We start from the raw sequence: 16671 nt of genomic DNA, 5'->3' as shown, positions 1-16671 counted from the left end.
TTTCGGAGGTGAAGAGGCCGCGACGAAAGCGAACCGTCAGCCCGCGCCGCCCGTCCGGTGCGAAAACATCCACGGCCACAAGGCCGGCGAATCGTAGGTGGGCACCCAGGAGCCGTGGTTCACACCGGGAAACTCGGTGAAGCGCACTTCGCCACCAGCCTTGGTCAAGGCCTTGTACATGGCCCGCGAATCGGCCGGCGGCACCTGGTCGTCGAGCGAACCGTGGAAAATCCATACCGGCGTGGGCTTCACCCGGTTGGCGACCCAGGCATAGGGATCGACGCCAGCCGGAACGCCATTCACCTTCAGCTCGGGCTCGTCGTCCAATCCGAGGATGCCGCCGCAGACCGGGGCAGCGGCGGCGAACACGTGCGGATGATCCACTGCAACCTGCCACACGCCGTAGCCGCCCATCGACAAGCCGGTCAGATACAGCCGCGAGCGGTCGCCGTGATAGGTGCTGATGCTTTTTTCCAGCGCGGCCATGGCGGCGCGCTCGACTTCGCCGTTCCACAGGGTGTCGTTGGGCGCCTGCGGCGCCACCACCACGGCGGGGAAGTCGGCGCCGTGTTTTTCCAGCCACGGCGGCAGGCCCTGCTTGAGCTGGGCCTGGTTGTCGCTGCCGCGCTCACCACTGCCATGCAGGAACAGCACCACCGGCCAGGCGCGATCGGGGGTCCAGTCGGCCGGCACGAAGACCTGGAAGGGATAGTGATGGCCATTCACCGTCACGTCGCTGGCGACGAAATGCGCGTCGGCGGCGTGCGTCGTTCCCGCCAGTCCCAGCAGCAGCGAGGCTGCCATCCATACCGCGCGTTTCATCAGCATAGCCGTACTCTCCGTCAGTCGATCCGCCGGAGAGTACAGACTTCGCCGATGGTCAGGCCAGCGCGGCGAGAACTTGCGCAGTGGAACGCACGCGACCCAGGCGCGGGAAGATGTGCTCCACCGCGAACTGGTGATGGGCCGAATCGCCCGAGCTCATCGCGTCTTCCACCAGCACCTGATGGAAGCCCAGCTCGAACGCCTGGCGCGCGGTGGATTCCACGCCGATATTGGTCGAGATGCCGGCCAGCACGATCTGCGTGATGCCACGGCGGCGCAGCTGCAGCTCCAGTTCGGTGCCGTAGAAGGCGCCCCACTGGCGCTTGGTGATGTGCAGATCGCTGTCGGCCACGGCGAGTTCATCGGCGTAGTCCCACCAGTTGTCGGGCAGGGTCATATTGCGCGGCGCTTCGTCGGTCAGCGGACGCAGCATGTCGGCGCCGTCGGCATGAAAGCCCACGCGCACCAGCACGACGGGCGCACCCAGTTCGCGAAAACGTGCGCACAGACGACCCGCGCGCTCATTCACTTCAGCGCTGCTATGCGGACCGGCCGCAAACGGCGCGATGCCTTTCTGCAGGTCGATCAGGACCAGCGCGGTAGTACGGGGATCAAGCTTCTCCATGAAAAACTCCAGCAGATGTGTGGGGATTGAGCCGGGAATGAGTAGGCATCGGCGTGCAATTGGCGGCGTTCCACCGTGTCAGGATGCCGTTCGGGGCGAGTGCTATTATGTGAGGAAAGCCTCACATTGGAGTTTATGAGGATGGCCTCACAAAATACAAGCCAGGGCGCCCGCGCGCCCAGCCGCCGCCGCGGCCACGAACGCGTGGCGGCGCTGCTTTCGGCGGCTTCGGCGTGCTTCGTCGAAAAAGGTTTCGATGCCACCACGATGACCGAGATCGCCTCGCGCGCGGAGGCCTCCATCGGCTCGCTGTATCAGTTTTTCCCGACCAAGGAAGCGGTCGCCGAAGCGCTGATGACCCATCACGCCAGCGGCCTGAACGAGGCCATGGAGCGCCTGGTGGCGCAGACGCCGGACTGGACCACGGAGGAACTTGCAGCGCGGCTGATCCGCGCTTTCGTGGACTATCGCAAGCAGCACCCCGCCTTTGCCACGCTGGCGGAAACGGCCGGTTCACTGCCCTCCTTGCTGGGGCGCACCATTCGCCAGCGCATGCGCGATTATTTGAGTCAGATTATCGCCATCCACGCGCCAGGCATTGCCGCAGGCGAGCTTCGTCCTGCGGCGATGGTCGTTCAGCAATTCATGAAAGCCGCCGTCGCACTCGACAGCGAGCAACCCGCGACACTGCGCAAGGCCGCGCAAAACCAGCTGCAGCAAGCACTTTCGCTCTACTTGCGCGAACTCGCATCGCGCTGATCGAAGCGACGACTGTGTCGCACGTGCAACGCGTGCGTAGGACGTCCAGCCATCTGGACGTCCGAATGCCTAACTCGACACGCGATTCAAACATTTTCAAAAGAAACTGTTGACAACCCGTCGGACGGGCCGTTAGGTTCGTCTGCATGTCGCAGCGCAACAGCCACGATCGCATTGCCGAACCGATCCGTCCCCCGACGGTCGCCGGCCTGCTGCGACTTCGCACCAACCTCCTTCTTGCCCTTGTACTCGTACTCCTTATTACCAACGGAGGTGCGGGCTGAGGGCGTGTGTCCAGGTAACTAGAAAGACCACCTGAATACGACCAACAGAACCCCGCACCCGGTAACGGATGCGGGGTTTTTTGTTGCCCAAGGCGTGTGCCCATGGAGCAAAGCGATGAACCCCGATAACACACCGCCTGAGAGCGGCCACAGCGAGAACAGCGACGTGGGCGATGTAGCCACCGAACGCGTGCGCATTTTCGACACGACCCTGCGCGATGGCGAGCAGGCCCCCGGCTTTTCGATGGATCGCCGGGCCAAACTCCGCATGGCGCATGCGCTCGAGGCGCTTGGCGTGGACATCATCGAGGCCGGCTTCCCCAGCGCCTCGCCCGACGATTTCGCCTCCGTGTCGGAGATCGCCCGCGTGCTCCGCGGCCCCACCGTGTGCGGCCTGGCGCGCTGCCACGACAACGACATCGACGCCTGCGGCCGCGCGCTGGAAGTGGCCCGCCACGGACGCATCCACCTGTTCCTGTCCACCAGCCCGCTGCATCGCGAGCACAAGCTCAACATGAGCAAACAGCAGGTGATCGACACCGCCTGCGCCGCCATCGAGCGGGCGAAGAAGTTGTGCCACGAGGTCGAGTTCTCCGCCGAAGACGCCATGCGCACCGAGCCGGAATACCTGGTCGAGGTGTTCAGCGCGGCCATCGCCGCCGGTGCCACTACGGTGAACGTGCCCGACACGGTGGGTTACACCACGCCGCTGGAGATGGCCGAACGCATCACCTACCTGCGCAAGCATGTGCGCGGTGCGGACCAGGTAGTGTTCTCCACCCACTGCCACGACGACCTCGGCATGGCCGTGGCCAACAGCCTGGCCGGCGTCGCCGCCGGTGCGCGCCAGGTGGAATGCACCATCAACGGTATCGGCGAGCGCGCCGGCAATGCCTCGATGGAGGAAGTGGTGATGGCGCTGCGGGTACGCGGCGCGTTCTTCGGCGTGGACACCGGCATCGATGCGCGCAAGCTCTACCCCACCTCGCGCCTGCTGACCCAGCTCACCGGCCAGGCAGTGGCGCGCAACAAGGCAGTGGTCGGCGAGAACGCGTTCGCGCACGAATCGGGCATCCATCAACACGGCATGCTCAAGCATCGCGGCACCTACGAAATCATGCGTCCGCAGGACGTGGGCATGGGCGAGACGCGGCTGGTGCTGGGCAAGCACTCGGGCCGCCATGCGCTGCGCCAGCGCCTGCAGAGCCTGGGCCACGAGGTGGGCGAAGCGGCGATGGACAACATCTTCGCGCGCTTCAAGGCGTTGGCCGACAAGAAGCGCGAAGTGCACGACCAGGACCTGGAAGCCATCGCGCTGGGCATGGACCCTGAGGCGACCGGCCCCTGGCGCATCGTGCAGCTCAACACCAATTCGCACCTGGGCGGCAGCGCCTCGGCGTCGGTGAAGCTCACCCACGACAGCGGCCACGAAGTGGGCGAAGCGGCCATCGGCGATGGCCCGGTCGACGCCGTGCTACGCGCCATCGAACGCGCCACCGGCACGGCGCTCGACGTCACCCAGTTCCAGGTGCGCGCTGTGAGCGAGGGCGGCGATGCACAAGGCCAGGCCCAGCTCACCGCGCGTCATGCCGAACGCGACTGGCGCGGCTCCGGCGTAAGCACCGACATCATCGAAGCGACCGCCCATGCCGCGCTCGCCATCGTCAACCGCATCGAACGACAACAACCCGTGACGCCACGGGCTGCGGTCGCCGCACTGTAGAAGGAGACTCAAGCGATGACCACGCCATTCCTGTGGCACAACGGCCAGATCAAGCCATGGACCGAGGCTACGGTCCACGTCAGCACCCATGCGCTGCACTACGGCTCCTCGGTGTTCGAAGGCGAACGCGTGTATGCGACGCCGCAAGGACCGGCCTATTTCCGCCTGGCCGACCACACGCGCCGCCTGTTCGAGTCGGCGCGCATCTATGAGATCGAGATCGGCTACAGCGAAGAGGAAATCAACGCGGCCTGCCACGAAGTGATCCGCGCCAATCGCATGAAGTCGGCCTATGTGCGCCCCATCGTGTTCCGCGGCGCGGGTGGCCTGGGCGTGTTGCCGAAGACGGATTCGCCGGTGGACGTGGCGATCATGGCGCTGGAATGGGGCGCGTATCTGGGCGACGCGCTGGAGCATGGCGCCGACGTGTGCGTGTCGTCGTGGCAGCGCCCGGCACCGAACACCTTTCCCAGCTGGGCCAAGGCCGGCGGCAATTACCTCAGCAGCCAGCTGATCGCGCTCGAAGCGCGTCGCGGGGGTTACGCCGAGGGCATCGCGCTGGGCCACAACGGCCTGTTGAGCGAAGGCGCGGGCGAGAACCTGTTCCTGGTGAAGAACAACAAGCTGCTCACGCCGCCGACCAGCGCCGGCATCCTGGCCGGCATCACGCGCGAATCGGTGATCACGTTGGCCGGCGAGCTGGGCATCGTGGTGGAAGAACGCGACCTGCCGCGCGAAGCGCTGTACACCGCGGACGAAATCTTCATGACCGGCACCGCGGCGGAGATCACGCCTGTTCGTTCAGTGGATCGCAAACCGGTCGGTGCTGGCCGTCCCGGCGATGTGACGCGCGCGCTGCAGAAGGCTTTCTTTGGTTTGTTCGATGGCACGACAGCCGACCAGTGGGGATGGCTCACCCCCGTGCAGGTCGAAGCAGCGCAGGAGGCTGCGTAATGGCAAAGACATTGTTCGAGAAAGTGTGGAATGCGCATGTGGTCGCGCCCGAATCGGCGGACACCCCGGCGATCCTGTACGTCGATCTGCACCTGGTGCACGAAGTCACCTCGCCGCAGGCCTTCAGCGAACTGCGCGAGCGCGGACTGAAGCTGCGCCGCCCCGATCGCATGCTGGCCACGCTGGATCATTCCACGCCGACCTTGCCTGCCGGTCCCGATGGCGAGCGCCCTTATGCGAATGCCGAGGCCAAAGCGCAAGTCACGCAACTGGAGACCAACTGCGCCGAATTCGGCGTCGAGCTGCACGGCTGGGGCAGCAGCGACCGCGGTGTGGTGCATGTGTTCGGCCCTGAGCTGGGCGCCACGCAGCCGGGCATGACCATCGTCTGCGGCGACAGCCACACTTCCACGCACGGCGCATTCGGCGCGCTCGCGTTTGGCATCGGCACCACTGAAGTGGGCCACGTGATGGCCACGCAGTGCCTGCTCCAGCGCAAGGCGAAGACGCTCGCCATCCACGTGGATGGTCATCTGCCCGCAGGCGTGGGCGCGAAAGACCTGATCCTGCACATCATCGGCGAGATCGGCGTGGATGGCGGCACCGGCCATGTGATCGAGTACCGAGGCGACGCCATCGAACAGCTGTCGATGGAAGAGCGCATGACGGTGTGCAACATGTCGATCGAAGCCGGTGCCCGCGCAGGCCTGATCGCGCCGGACGAAACCACCTTCGCCTGGCTGAAAGGCCGTCCGCGCGCACCGCAAGGCGCCGCCTGGGACGAAGCCGTCGCACGCTGGAAGTCTCTGCGCACGGACGACGGCGCCGAGTACGACCGCGAAGTGCGCATCGATGCGAGCAAGGTGCGCCCCACCGTCACCTACGGCACGCATCCGGGCATGGCCATCGCGATGGACAAGCCGGTGCCTGCCGCACGCAACGCGCAGGAAAAGCGTGCGCTGGATTACATGAAGGCCGAGGCGGGCAAGCCCATGCAGGGCACGCCGGTCGATGTGGTGTTCGTGGGCAGTTGCACCAACTCTCGCCTGTCCGACCTGCGCGAAGCCGCGCATGTGTTGCGCGGGCGTCGCGTCGCCGATGGCGTCCGCATGCTGGTGGTGCCCGGTTCCGAAGCGGTGCGCCGCGATGCGGAACGCGAAGGCCTGCATCACGTGTTTACCGCCGCCGGCGCCGAGTGGCGCGAGCCGGGTTGTTCGATGTGCATCGCCATGAATGGCGACTTCGCTCAACCGGGCCAACTGGTGGTGAGTACCTCCAACCGCAACTTCGAAGGCCGCCAGGGCAAGGGCGCGCGCACGGTGCTGGCGAGTCCCGCCACCGCTGCGGCTTCCGCCGTGGCTGGGCGTATTGCCGATCCGCGTGAGTACCTGACGGAGGTTGCCGCATGAAACCCATCACCCGCCTCCACTCCCGCACCGCCGTGCTGCCGGACGAGAACATCGACACCGACCGCATCATTCCCGCGCGCTTCCTCACCACCACCGAACGCGCCGGCCTGGGCAAGCTGTGCTTCAACGACTGGCGCTACCAGGCCGATGGCAGCGACAACCCGGCCTTCCCGCTCAACCAGCCGCAGGCGAAGGGTTGCTCGATCCTGGTCGCCGGCCGCAATTTCGGTTGTGGTTCGTCGCGCGAGCATGCGCCCTGGGCGCTGCTGGATTACGGCATCCAGGCCGTGCTGTGCAGCGAGATCGCGGACATCTTCCGCAACAACGCGCTGAAGAACGGCCTGCTCGCCATCGTGCTGGATGAAGCCGAACACCGCTGGCTGCTCGAGCATCCCGGCGTCGAGCTTTCCATCGACGTGCGCGAGCAGGTGATCGCCCTGCCCGACGGCGGCCATATCCGCTTCCAGCTCGAAGCCTTCGCACGCCACTGCCTGCTCAACGGCGTCGATCAGCTTGGATACCTCCAGCAACACGCTGACGCCATCACTGCTTACGAACAACGCGTGGAGAAAGCCGCATGAGAGCGCACATCGTCACCCTGCCCGGCGACGGCGTCGGCCCCGAAGTCACCGCAGCGGCTGTCGCCGTGCTCGACACGATTGCCGCGCATTACGACCACCATTTCCATTTTGAGGAACATCAGATCGGCGGCTGCGCCATCGATGCCACCGGCGAACCGCTGCCCAAGGCATCGCTGGACGCATGCAAGGCGGCCGACGCGGTGTTGCTGGGCGCGGTGGGTGGGCCGAAGTGGTCCGATCCGAATGCACCGGTACGTCCGGAGCAGGGTCTGCTCGCGCTGCGCGCCGCGCTGGGCGTCTACGCCAACCTGCGTCCGCTGCAGGTCCATCCGGCGCTGGCCGAGCTGTCGCCGTTGAAGAACGAGAAGCTGAAGAACGTCGACGTGCTGTTCGTGCGCGAACTCACCGGTGGCGCGTACTTCGGCGCCAAGACGCGCACCATCGACACCGCCATCGACGAGTGCAAGTACACCGTGGCCGAAGTCGAGCGCGTCACCCGCCGCGCCTTCCAGCTGGCCCGTGAACGGCGCAAGCACGTCACCTCGGTCGACAAGGCCAACGTGCTGGAAACCTCGCGCCTGTGGCGCACCACCGTGCAGCGCATCGCGCAGGAATTCCCCGATGTGAAGCTGGAGCACCAGCTGGTCGATTCGATGGCCATGCTGCTGCTCACCCAGCCCGGCAAGTACGACGTGGTGGTCACCGAGAACCTGTTCGGCGACATCCTCACCGACGAGGCCGCCGCCTTGGCCGGCTCGCTCGGCCTGCTGCCGTCGGCGTCGCTGGGTGAAGCGAAGGGTGGACTGTACGAACCGATCCACGGTTCAGCGCCGGATATCGCCGGCCAGGGCGTGGCCAATCCCATCGGCGCGATCCTCTCCACCGCCATGCTGTTGCGCCACTCGCTGGGCCTGGAACAGGAAGCCGCGATGGTGGAGGCCGCCGTCGCCGACGTGCTGGAACACGGTCCGCACACGCGCGACATCGGCGGCAGCGCCGGCACGCGGGACGTGCTGGACGCCGTGCTCGCCGCCATCGACGAACACGCCTGCAACGCCGCGGCCTTCCTTCGCTGGGGGCGCGCCTGTGGCTGAGTCATCGACGAACACATCAAGGAACACGCATGCGCAGTGACCTGATCAAGACCGGGCCCGACCGCGCGCCCGCACGCGCCATGTTGCGCGCCACCGGCCTCGACGACGAAGCGATCGCCAAGCCGCTGGTGGCGGTGGTGCATACGTGGTCGAACGTGAGCCCGTGCAACCTCAACCTGCGCGAGCTGGCCGAACATGTGGCCAACGGCATCCGCGCCGCGGGTGGCACGCCGGTGGAGTTCAACACCATTGCCGTCACCGACGGCATCGCCATGGGCACGCCCGGCATGCGTGCCTCGCTGATCAGCCGCGAGGTGATCACCGATTCCATCGAACTAGCGGTCGACGGCCACTGCCTCGATGCGATGGTGGTGCTGTGCGGCTGCGACAAGACCATTCCTGCCGCCGCCATGGCGATGGCCCGGCTCAATATCCCGGCCGTCGCGATGTACGGCGGCACCATTGCGCACGGTACCCACGACAACCATCCGATCACCATCCAGCAGGTGTTCGAGGCCGTCGGCGCGCATGGCGCGGGCAAGATCAGCGACGCCGAACTCACTTCGGTGGAACGCGACGCCTGCCCCGGCGCGGGTGCCTGCGGCGGCCAGTTCACCGCCAACACCATGGCGATGGTGTTGTCTACGCTCGGCCTGTCGCCGATGGGCTTCAACGATATTCCCGCCACGCATCCGGCGAAGGCGGTCGCCGCGCATCGCTGTGGCGAACTGGTGATGGAGTGCCTTAAGGAAAACCGCACGCCGCGCGAACTGCTCACCGAAACGGCGTTCCGCAATGCCGCGCGCATGGTCGCCGCCACCGCCGGTTCCACCAACGCCGTTTTGCACCTGCTCGCCATCGCGCGCGAAGCGGGCACGCCGTGGACACTGGAAGACTTCGAGCCGGCCTCCAGGCACACGCCGGTGATTGCCGATCTCCTGCCCGGCGGCCGCTATACCGCGGTGGAAATGTTCGGCGCCGGCGGCAGCGCGCGCGTGGCGGAGGAACTCATCGCCGCCGACATGCTGATCGATGCGCCCACCGTCACCGGCCGCAGCTTGTTCGAGGAAGTAGCGGCAGCACCGCGAGCGGAGACGCAGGACGTGGTGCATCCGGTCGCGCAGCCGCTGAAGCCGCGCGGCGGCTATTCCATTCTCTACGGCAATCTCGCGCCGGAGGGCTGCATCCTCAAGCTGGCCGGCAAAGGCGCCAATCATTTCGAAGGCCGCGCGCGGGTGTTCGAAAGCGAGGAACAGGCCTTCGCCGCCGTGCAGGGCGGCAGCATCGAGAAGGGCGACGTCATCGTCATCCGCAACGAAGGCCCCGCGGGCGGTCCCGGCATGCGCGAAATGCTGGGTGTCACCGCGGCGCTGATCGGCCGCGGCATGGGCGACGACGTGGCGCTGATCACCGACGGCCGCTTCTCCGGCGCCACCCACGGTTACATGGTCGGCCACATCGCACCGGAAGCCGCACGTGGCGGCCCGATCGCGCTGTTGCACGAAGGCGACCGCATCCGCATCGATGCCGAGTCGCGCCAGATCAGCACCACCGCCGACCTCGCCGCGCGCCGCGCGAACTGGCAACCGCCGGCACCCAAGGTCACGCGCGGCGCCATGGCCAAGTACGTCGCCCTGGTGGGCTCCGCTTCCGAAGGCGCCACCACGCAACCCATCGCATCACGCAGTTCATCCGCCTCTGTTTCCCGACACGTCAACGAAGACACGAACGCAGGAGTCACCGCATGAGCAACAACAACGACACGCTGGCCAAGGCCCGCATCGCCGTCCTGGGCTTCGGCAGCCAGGGCCGCGCCCACGCACTCAACCTGCGCGACTCCGGTCTCGACGTGGTGGTTGGCCTGCGCAAGGGCGGCCCCTCGTGGGAGAAGGCCCGCGCCGAAGGCTTCCATGTGGCCGAGCCAAGCGAAGCAGTGAAAGACGCCGATCTGGTCGCCGTGCTCACGCCTGACATGGTGCAGCCGGCGCTGTATCGCGAGCACATCGAGCCGAACATCAAGCCCGGCGCCGCGCTGCTGTTCGCGCATGGCTTCAACGTGCACTTCAAGCAGATCGATCCGCGCAAGGATATCGACGTGGTGCTGGTGGCACCGAAAGGGCCGGGCGCGCTGGTGCGCCGCGAGTACGAAATCGGCCGTGGCGTGCCCAGCATCTGGGCCGTGCATCAGGACGTCAGCGGCAACGCCGAAGCCAAGGCCAAGGCCTATGCCGATGGCATTGGCGGCGGCCGCGCGCTGCTGATCAAGACCGACTTCAAGGAAGAGACCGAGACCGATCTGTTCGGTGAACAGGCGGTGCTGTGCGGCGGCGCCAGCTCGCTGGTGCAGGCCGGCTTCGAAACGCTGGTGGAAGCCGGTTATCAGCCGGAAATCGCCTATTACGAAGTGTTGCACGAGCTGAAGCTGATCGTGGACCTGTTCTACGAGGGCGGCATCTCGCGCATGCTCGAGTTCATTTCCGAGACGGCACAGTACGGCGACTACGTCAGCGGTCCGCGCATCATCGATGCCGACACCAAGGCGCGCATGAAGGACGTGCTCAAGGACATCCAGGACGGCACCTTCGCCAAGAACTGGATCGCCGAATACCAGGCCGGCCTGCCGAACTACAAGAAGTTCAAGCAGGCGGACCTGGAGCATCCGGTGGAGCAGGTGGGCGCCAAGTTGCGCGCGCGCATGCCATGGCTGCAGGCCAATGCACCGAAGGCCGCTGCCGAGCCGCTCAAGAAAGTAGGTTGAAGTCACACCGCTGCTGCACACGTCGCAGCAGCGCACAGGTTGTTGTTCGACTTAAGAGGGGTGCTTCTCCCGCAAGCACGCATTGCCCCTCCTTGGCCCTCCCTCGTCGATCGAGGGAGGGAGTTTTTCCAACCGACTTCCGACCGCCGTTGCGACGGCGGCACCCTGGGGAAAACCGACCACGTGAACATGCCACTGCAGAAGGAAATACCCGCACCCATCGCGACCCATCCGCTCGCCGGCCAGAGCATGAGCGGCGCGGAAGTGGTGGTGCAGGTATTGGCCGATGAAGGCGTCGACGTGCTGTTCGGCTATTCGGGCGGCGCGATCCTGCCCGTGTACGATGCGGTGTTCCGTTTCAATGCCACCCATCTGTCGCCGATGGGCGGCGAACCGATGCCGCTGATCGTGCCCGCCAACGAACAGGGCGCGGGCTTCATGGCTGCCGGTTATGCGCGCGCCTCGGGCAAGGTGGGCGTCGCCATCGTCACCTCCGGTCCGGGTGCCACCAACATGGTGACGCCGGTGCGCGATGCCATGTCCGACTCGGTGCCGATGGTGGTGATCTGCGGCCAGGTGCCCACCGGCGCACTCGGTAGCGACGCTTTCCAGGAAGCGCCCGTCAGCAACATCATGAGCCCGTGCGCCAAGCATGTATTTCTGCTCACCGATCCGGAGCGGCTCGAAGTGACCTTGCGCACCGCGTTCGAGATCGCGCGCAGCGGACGTCCCGGACCCGTGGTGGTGGATATTCCCAAGGACGTGCAGAACAGTCCCCTGACGTTTGCCGGCGAAGGCACGCTGCCCATTCCCGGCTATCGCGCGCGCCAGCACGCCATCCAGAACGCACGCGTGGACGATGCGCAGTGCGCGGCCTTCTTCGATGCGCTGGCGAACGCGAAGCGACCCCTGATCTACGCTGGCGGCGGCATCATCGCGGGCGAGTCGTCGGCCACCCTGCGTGCGTTCGTCAAGCAGTTCGGCCTGCCCGTGACGACCACCCTGATGGGCATCGGCGCCATGGACACGACCGAACCGCTCGCGCTGCACATGCTGGGCATGCATGGCACGGCCTACGCCAACTACGCGGTGGAGGATTGCGACTTCCTGCTCGCGCTGGGCGCGCGCTTCGACGACCGCGTGGCGAGCGTGCCGGACAAGTTCGCACCGCATGCACGTTTCATCGCGCAGATCGACATCGACCCGGCCGAGATCGGCAAGGTGAAGTCGGTGCACTGGCATCATCACGGCGATCTCGACGCCACGCTGTCGCGGCTGCAGCAGTATGGTCAACGTCACGACCTGCATTTCGCCGCCGATGGCCGTTATGCGAACTGGCATGCGCATATCGCCGCGCTCAAGCACACCCACGCGCTGAACTACGACCGCGATAGCGCGCTGATCCAGCCGCAGGCGGTGATCGAGGCGATCAACCAGCACACCCAGGGCCGCGCGGTGATCAGCACCGGCGTGGGCCAGCACCAGATGTGGTCGGCGCAGTATTTCGATTTCCGCGAGCCGCGCCATTGGCTCACCTCCGGCTCGATGGGCACGATGGGCTTTGGCCTTCCCGCGGCCATCGGTGCGCAGTTCGCACGCCGCGATGCCGTGGTGATCGATATCGACGGCGATGCCAGCATCCGCATGAACCTCGGCGAGCTGGAAACCGTCACCACCTATGGCCTGCCGGTGAAAGTGGTGGTGCTCAACAACATCGGCGACGGCATGGTGCGCCAGTGGCAGAAGCTGTTCTTCCGCGGCCGCTTTGCCTCGTCCGACAAGAGCCTGCACAAGAAGGACTTCATCAAGGCCGCGCAAGCCGACGGTTTCGAATGGGCCAAACGGCTGGAAAACAAGGCCGAACTGGCGGAGACGATCGCGGACTTTCTGGCCTTCGAGGGACCGGCGTTCCTCGAGGTGATGATCGATCCGGATGCCGGCGTGTATCCCATGGTGGGGCCCGGTGCGACGTATGCGCAGATGATCACGGGAGATTTCATTCCGTCGCGGGTAGCGCCGGATGCGCAGGGTAGTTCGACGAGCGACATGTTCTAACGCTCGTCATCCCGGCGCAGGCCGGGATGACGGATAGGTAGGGCTACGGAGTTGAAAATGAAACACACGCTTTCCATCCTCCTGCAAAACGAATCCGGCGCACTGATGCGCGTGGCCGGCCTGTTCGCCGCGCGTCACTGCAATATCGATACGTTGACGGTCGCTGCGACGGAAGATCCGGCCGTGTCGCAACTCACCCTGGTGCTGCAAGGCGCGGACGACACGGTGGAGCAGATCATCAAGCAGACGCGAAAGCTGGTGGATGTGATCGAAGTGAGCCACCCGCTCGCCACGTCATGAACGCACTTGCCGCCACCGCCGATGACGAGACTCGGCTGAGCGAACACGAGCTGTTGCGGCAGACGGTGGGCGCGCGTGTCTACGAGGTAGCGCGCGAAACCGCGCTTGAGCCGGCGGAACTGCTGTCAGAACGGCTGGGCCAGCGAGTGCTGCTCAAGCGCGAAGACCAGCAGCCCGTGTTCTCGTTCAAGCTGCGCGGCGCTTACAACCGCATGTCGCAGCTGAGCGCGGGCGAGCGCGCACGTGGCGTGATAGCCGCTTCGGCGGGCAACCATGCCCAAGGCGTTGCGCTCGCTGCCGCACGACTGGGCATCCACGCGGTGATCGTGATGCCGGTCACCGCGCCGCAGGTGAAAGTGGAAGCGGTGCGTCGCCTGGGCGGCAAGTATGTGGCGGTGATGCTGACAGGCGACTCGTATAGCGACGCGCAGGCGGCCGCCGCGCGGTTGCAGGCCGAGCACGGCTACACCTTCGTGCACCCGTTCGACGATGCCGCGGTGATTGCGGGACAGGCGACGGTAGGCATGGAGATCCTGCGCCAGCATCCGGGACCGCTGCACGCGATCTTCGTGCCGGTGGGCGGCGGCGGCCTGATTGCAGGCGTGGCTGCCTATGTGAAGGCACTGCGCCCTGAGGTGAAAGTGATTGGCGTGCAGACCTGTGACTCCGATGCGATGGTGCAATCGCTGCACGCGGGGGCGCCGGTCAGCTTGCCCGAGGTGGGTCTGTTTGCCGACGGCACCGCGGTGAAGCGTGTCGGCGATCTCACCTTTGCGCTGTGCCAGCGCTACGTGGACGACATGCTGCGCGTCGATACCGACGCCATCTGCGCGGCCATCCGCGATGTGTTCCAGGACACGCGCAGCGTGCCCGAGCCGGCAGGTGCGCTGGCGCTGGCGGGACTCAAGCAATATGTGGCAACGCATGGTCCGTCGGAACATCCGATGGTCGCCATCGTGTCCGGCGCGAATCTCAACTTCGACCGCCTGCGCTTCGTGGCGGAGCGCGCCGAAGTGGGCGAGCAGCGCGAGGCGGTGTTCGCCGTCACCATTCCCGAGGAACGCGGCAGCTTCCGCCGCTTCTGCGCCGCGCTGGACCAGCGCAGCATCACCGAATTCAACTACCGCATCGGCAATGCCGCCCAGGCGCATATCTTCGTGGGCGTGCAGACGGCGCATCGCGATGAACGCGAGACCTTGATCGCCGCCTTCCGCGAGCACGGCTTCGGCGTGCTCGATCTCACCGACGACGAACTGGCCAAACTGCATCTGCGCCACATGATCGGCGGCAGCTCACCGCTGGCGCGCGACGAGCGGCTTTACCGTTTCGAGTTTCCCGAACGGCCGGGCGCGCTCACGCGCTTTCTCGGCAACATGCATCCGGACTGGAACATCAGCCTGTTCCATTACCGCAACCAGGGTGCCGACTACGGCCGCATCCTGGTCGGTATCCAGGTACCACCGGACGAGCGCGCGCTGTTCCAGGCCTTTCTCGACACGCTGGGCTATCCGTTCCGGGATGAGAGCGAGAATCCGGCGTATCGGTTGTTGTTGAGGGAATGAGGTCCGTCAGTCGCGCACAGGGTGCGCTCCTACAGTCACGATCCCACCACCTCCAACTCAAACACATGGTTGTCGTAGTCGCTGAAATACAACGCCGTGTCCTCGCGCGCCATCTGATAATCCAGCGCCAACGCGTCCATGCGTGCGGCACAGGCCAATTGCTCTTCCTTGCTCACGGCGAAGGCGATGTGATCGCCGTTGCGTGAGGCCGGCCCATTACCTCGGATCAACGCGAACTCCAACCCGCCGATCTCGACGATGACTTCGGGATGCGCATCCTGCGGATCCTCCCCGCGAACGATGCGCGCGTCCGGAAATACCCCGGTCAACAGATCGGCCGTACGGGTGGGATGGGCAACGATCAGGGCGATGTGGCTCAGGGCTTGGGGCATGGGCCTGGTCCGGCGGTGAAACCTCAAGTTTAGGCCGCTTTGTGACCGTGTTGCGACACCGTGCGGCTCGCAAAGCGGGCCTGCGTCACGCGACCCGTCGCGGTAGGCCACGCTACACTGGATGGATGGCTCCTACTTCCCGCAAGCGCCAGCGGCGCAACCTGCCGACCACCAGTACGCCGCGTCCGCGTCCCGGCGCCAAGCCCGCGCGCACCGCGCAGCCGGCAGACAGTTCCTCCCGCGCCACGCGCGTGCTCGACTGGCTGCTGACGCGGCTGCCGGCGCCTTATCGCAGCAAGGCCCGCGACTACCTCGTGCTGACCCGCATGGATCGCCCGATCGGCGCCCTGCTGCTGCTGTGGCCGACCTGGTGGGCGTTGTGGCTGGCGGCCTCGGACTTTCCGCCGGTGAAGCTGCTGGTGATCTTTACGCTGGGCGTGTTCTCGATGCGCGCAGCCGGTTGCGCCATCAACGACTTCGCCGACCGCAAGCTCGATCCGCAGGTGGAACGCACTGCCGGGCGACCCATCGCGGCTGGGCGGGTGACGCCGCGCGAGGCGCTGATCGTGTTCGCCAGCCTGCTGGTGTTTTCCTTCGTGCTGGTGCTGTTCACCAACAAGCTCACCATCTGGCTGTCGTTCGCGGGCGCGGCGCTGGCCGCGGTCTATCCGTTCACCAAGCGCTATACGCATCTGCCGCAGGTGGTGCTGGGCGCGGCGTTCGGCTGGTCGATCCCGATGGCATTCGCCGCCGTAATGAACACGGTGCCGCCGGTGGGCTGGCTGCTGTTCATCGCGAACATCATCTGGTCGGTGGTGTACGACACCCAGTACGCCATGGTCGACCGCGACGAGGACATCGAGGCGGGCGCCAAGTCCACCGCGATCCTGTTTGGCGATGCCGACCTGCCGATCCTCGGCATCCTGATGGCCACCTTCCTGCTGGCCATGGTGTTCGTGGGCCAGCGCGCCACGCTGGGCTGGCCGTATTGGCTGAGCCTGCTGGCGGCGGCCGGCCTGTTCGGCTGGCAACTGTGGCGCATCCGCGACCACGACCGCGCCGCCTGCCTGTGGGCCTTCCGCAACAACAACTGGCTAGGCATGGCGGTGTGGATCGGCATCGTGCTGGCGCTGGCGTTCCGCTGACCCCTTGCCTCCTGTGGGGGCGCACCCTGTGCGCGACAACCGATCGCCTCGCGGCCGGGTTGTCGCGCGCAGAGTGCGCTCCCACAAGGGAATCTCCACGTCGTCTACAAGTTCGATCTCCTACCCTGTCGATTCCCCCCAGGCTCGTTCGTCGTGTGCATGAGAGCCGCCTTCCGGTGGCCACGATTCGACCGACAGGAGTGAC

15 protein-coding genes are annotated in these 16671 nt (G+C 66.0%); 12 read left to right on the top strand and 3 right to left on the bottom strand.

Going from position 1 to position 16671, the window contains the following annotated elements; all coding sequences use genetic code 11:
- Positions 1 to 36: 36 nt before the first annotated feature.
- On the bottom strand, positions 37 to 828 hold the full coding sequence (locus ACN9MB_RS00820; RefSeq protein WP_426270434.1) for a prolyl oligopeptidase family serine peptidase: 792 nt from the start codon (positions 826 to 828) through the stop codon (positions 37 to 39).
- A 52-nt stretch (positions 829 to 880) separates the two neighbouring features.
- Positions 881 to 1450 carry a hydrolase gene (locus ACN9MB_RS00815; protein WP_426270433.1) on the bottom strand — a complete coding sequence of 190 codons (570 nt, stop codon included), beginning with the start codon at positions 1448 to 1450 and terminating at the stop codon, positions 881 to 883.
- Between the two features lie 204 nt (positions 1451 to 1654).
- On the opposite strand from ACN9MB_RS00815, the gene ACN9MB_RS00810 reads away from it, so the two are divergent.
- From ACN9MB_RS00810 to ilvA, 11 genes are all read left to right on the top strand, one after another.
- Positions 1655 to 2209: a TetR/AcrR family transcriptional regulator gene (locus tag ACN9MB_RS00810; RefSeq protein ID WP_426270432.1), complete on the top strand. Its 555-nt coding sequence runs from the start codon at positions 1655 to 1657 to the stop codon at positions 2207 to 2209.
- A gap of 399 nt (positions 2210 to 2608) precedes the next feature.
- On the top strand, positions 2609 to 4216 hold the full coding sequence (locus tag ACN9MB_RS00805) for a 2-isopropylmalate synthase (RefSeq protein ID WP_426270431.1): 1608 nt from the start codon (positions 2609 to 2611) through the stop codon (positions 4214 to 4216).
- Positions 4217 to 4231: 15 nt separating this feature from the next.
- The gene (locus tag ACN9MB_RS00800; protein ID WP_426270430.1) at positions 4232 to 5170 is read left to right on the top strand and encodes a branched-chain amino acid transaminase; all 939 of its coding nucleotides are present in this window, start codon (positions 4232 to 4234) and stop codon (positions 5168 to 5170) included.
- Entirely contained in the window at positions 5170 to 6579 is a 1410-nt protein-coding gene (gene leuC, locus ACN9MB_RS00795) for a 3-isopropylmalate dehydratase large subunit (protein WP_426270429.1), read from the top strand. The genes ACN9MB_RS00800 and leuC overlap by 1 nt, the downstream gene beginning before the upstream one ends.
- Positions 6576 to 7160 carry a 3-isopropylmalate dehydratase small subunit gene (leuD, locus tag ACN9MB_RS00790; RefSeq protein ID WP_426270428.1) on the top strand — a complete coding sequence of 195 codons (585 nt, stop codon included), beginning with the start codon at positions 6576 to 6578 and terminating at the stop codon, positions 7158 to 7160. The genes leuC and leuD overlap by 4 nt, the downstream gene beginning before the upstream one ends.
- The gene (gene leuB / locus ACN9MB_RS00785; RefSeq protein ID WP_426270427.1) at positions 7157 to 8254 is read left to right on the top strand and encodes a 3-isopropylmalate dehydrogenase; all 1098 of its coding nucleotides are present in this window, start codon (positions 7157 to 7159) and stop codon (positions 8252 to 8254) included. Before leuD ends, leuB begins: the two co-directional genes overlap by 4 nt.
- Before the next feature lie 29 nt (positions 8255 to 8283).
- On the top strand, positions 8284 to 10002 hold the full coding sequence (ilvD, locus tag ACN9MB_RS00780) for a dihydroxy-acid dehydratase (RefSeq protein WP_426270426.1): 1719 nt from the start codon (positions 8284 to 8286) through the stop codon (positions 10000 to 10002).
- On the top strand, positions 9999 to 11012 hold the full coding sequence (gene ilvC, locus ACN9MB_RS00775; protein WP_426270425.1) for a ketol-acid reductoisomerase: 1014 nt from the start codon (positions 9999 to 10001) through the stop codon (positions 11010 to 11012). The genes ilvD and ilvC overlap by 4 nt, the downstream gene beginning before the upstream one ends.
- 189 nt (positions 11013 to 11201) lie before the next feature.
- Positions 11202 to 13067 (top strand): biosynthetic-type acetolactate synthase large subunit, encoded by a 1866-nt coding sequence (gene ilvB / locus ACN9MB_RS00770; RefSeq protein WP_426271865.1) that lies wholly within the window; start codon positions 11202 to 11204, stop codon positions 13065 to 13067.
- Between the two features lie 57 nt (positions 13068 to 13124).
- Entirely contained in the window at positions 13125 to 13367 is a 243-nt protein-coding gene (ilvN, locus tag ACN9MB_RS00765) for an acetolactate synthase small subunit (RefSeq protein WP_204637943.1), read from the top strand.
- Positions 13364 to 14929, top strand: coding sequence for a threonine ammonia-lyase, biosynthetic (gene ilvA, locus ACN9MB_RS00760; protein ID WP_426270424.1), 1566 nt, complete (start codon positions 13364 to 13366; stop codon positions 14927 to 14929). The genes ilvN and ilvA overlap by 4 nt, the downstream gene beginning before the upstream one ends.
- A gap of 35 nt (positions 14930 to 14964) precedes the next feature.
- Here the strand turns inward: ilvA and ACN9MB_RS00755 are convergent, their stop codons facing one another.
- Positions 14965 to 15321, bottom strand: a complete 357-nt coding sequence (locus tag ACN9MB_RS00755) for a hypothetical protein (protein WP_204637945.1) — start codon at positions 15319 to 15321, stop codon at positions 14965 to 14967.
- 125 nt (positions 15322 to 15446) lie between these two features.
- Here ACN9MB_RS00755 and ubiA point away from each other — a divergent pair, with 125 nt between their 5' ends.
- Positions 15447 to 16466: a 4-hydroxybenzoate octaprenyltransferase gene (ubiA, locus tag ACN9MB_RS00750; RefSeq protein WP_426270423.1), complete on the top strand. Its 1020-nt coding sequence runs from the start codon at positions 15447 to 15449 to the stop codon at positions 16464 to 16466.
- Positions 16467 to 16671: the final 205 nt, after the last annotated feature.

The organism is Dyella kyungheensis (assembly GCF_049913195.1).
Taxonomy (GTDB): Bacteria; Pseudomonadota; Gammaproteobacteria; order Xanthomonadales; family Rhodanobacteraceae; genus Dyella; species Dyella kyungheensis.
This window is presented reverse-complemented; position numbering and strand designations above follow the sequence as displayed.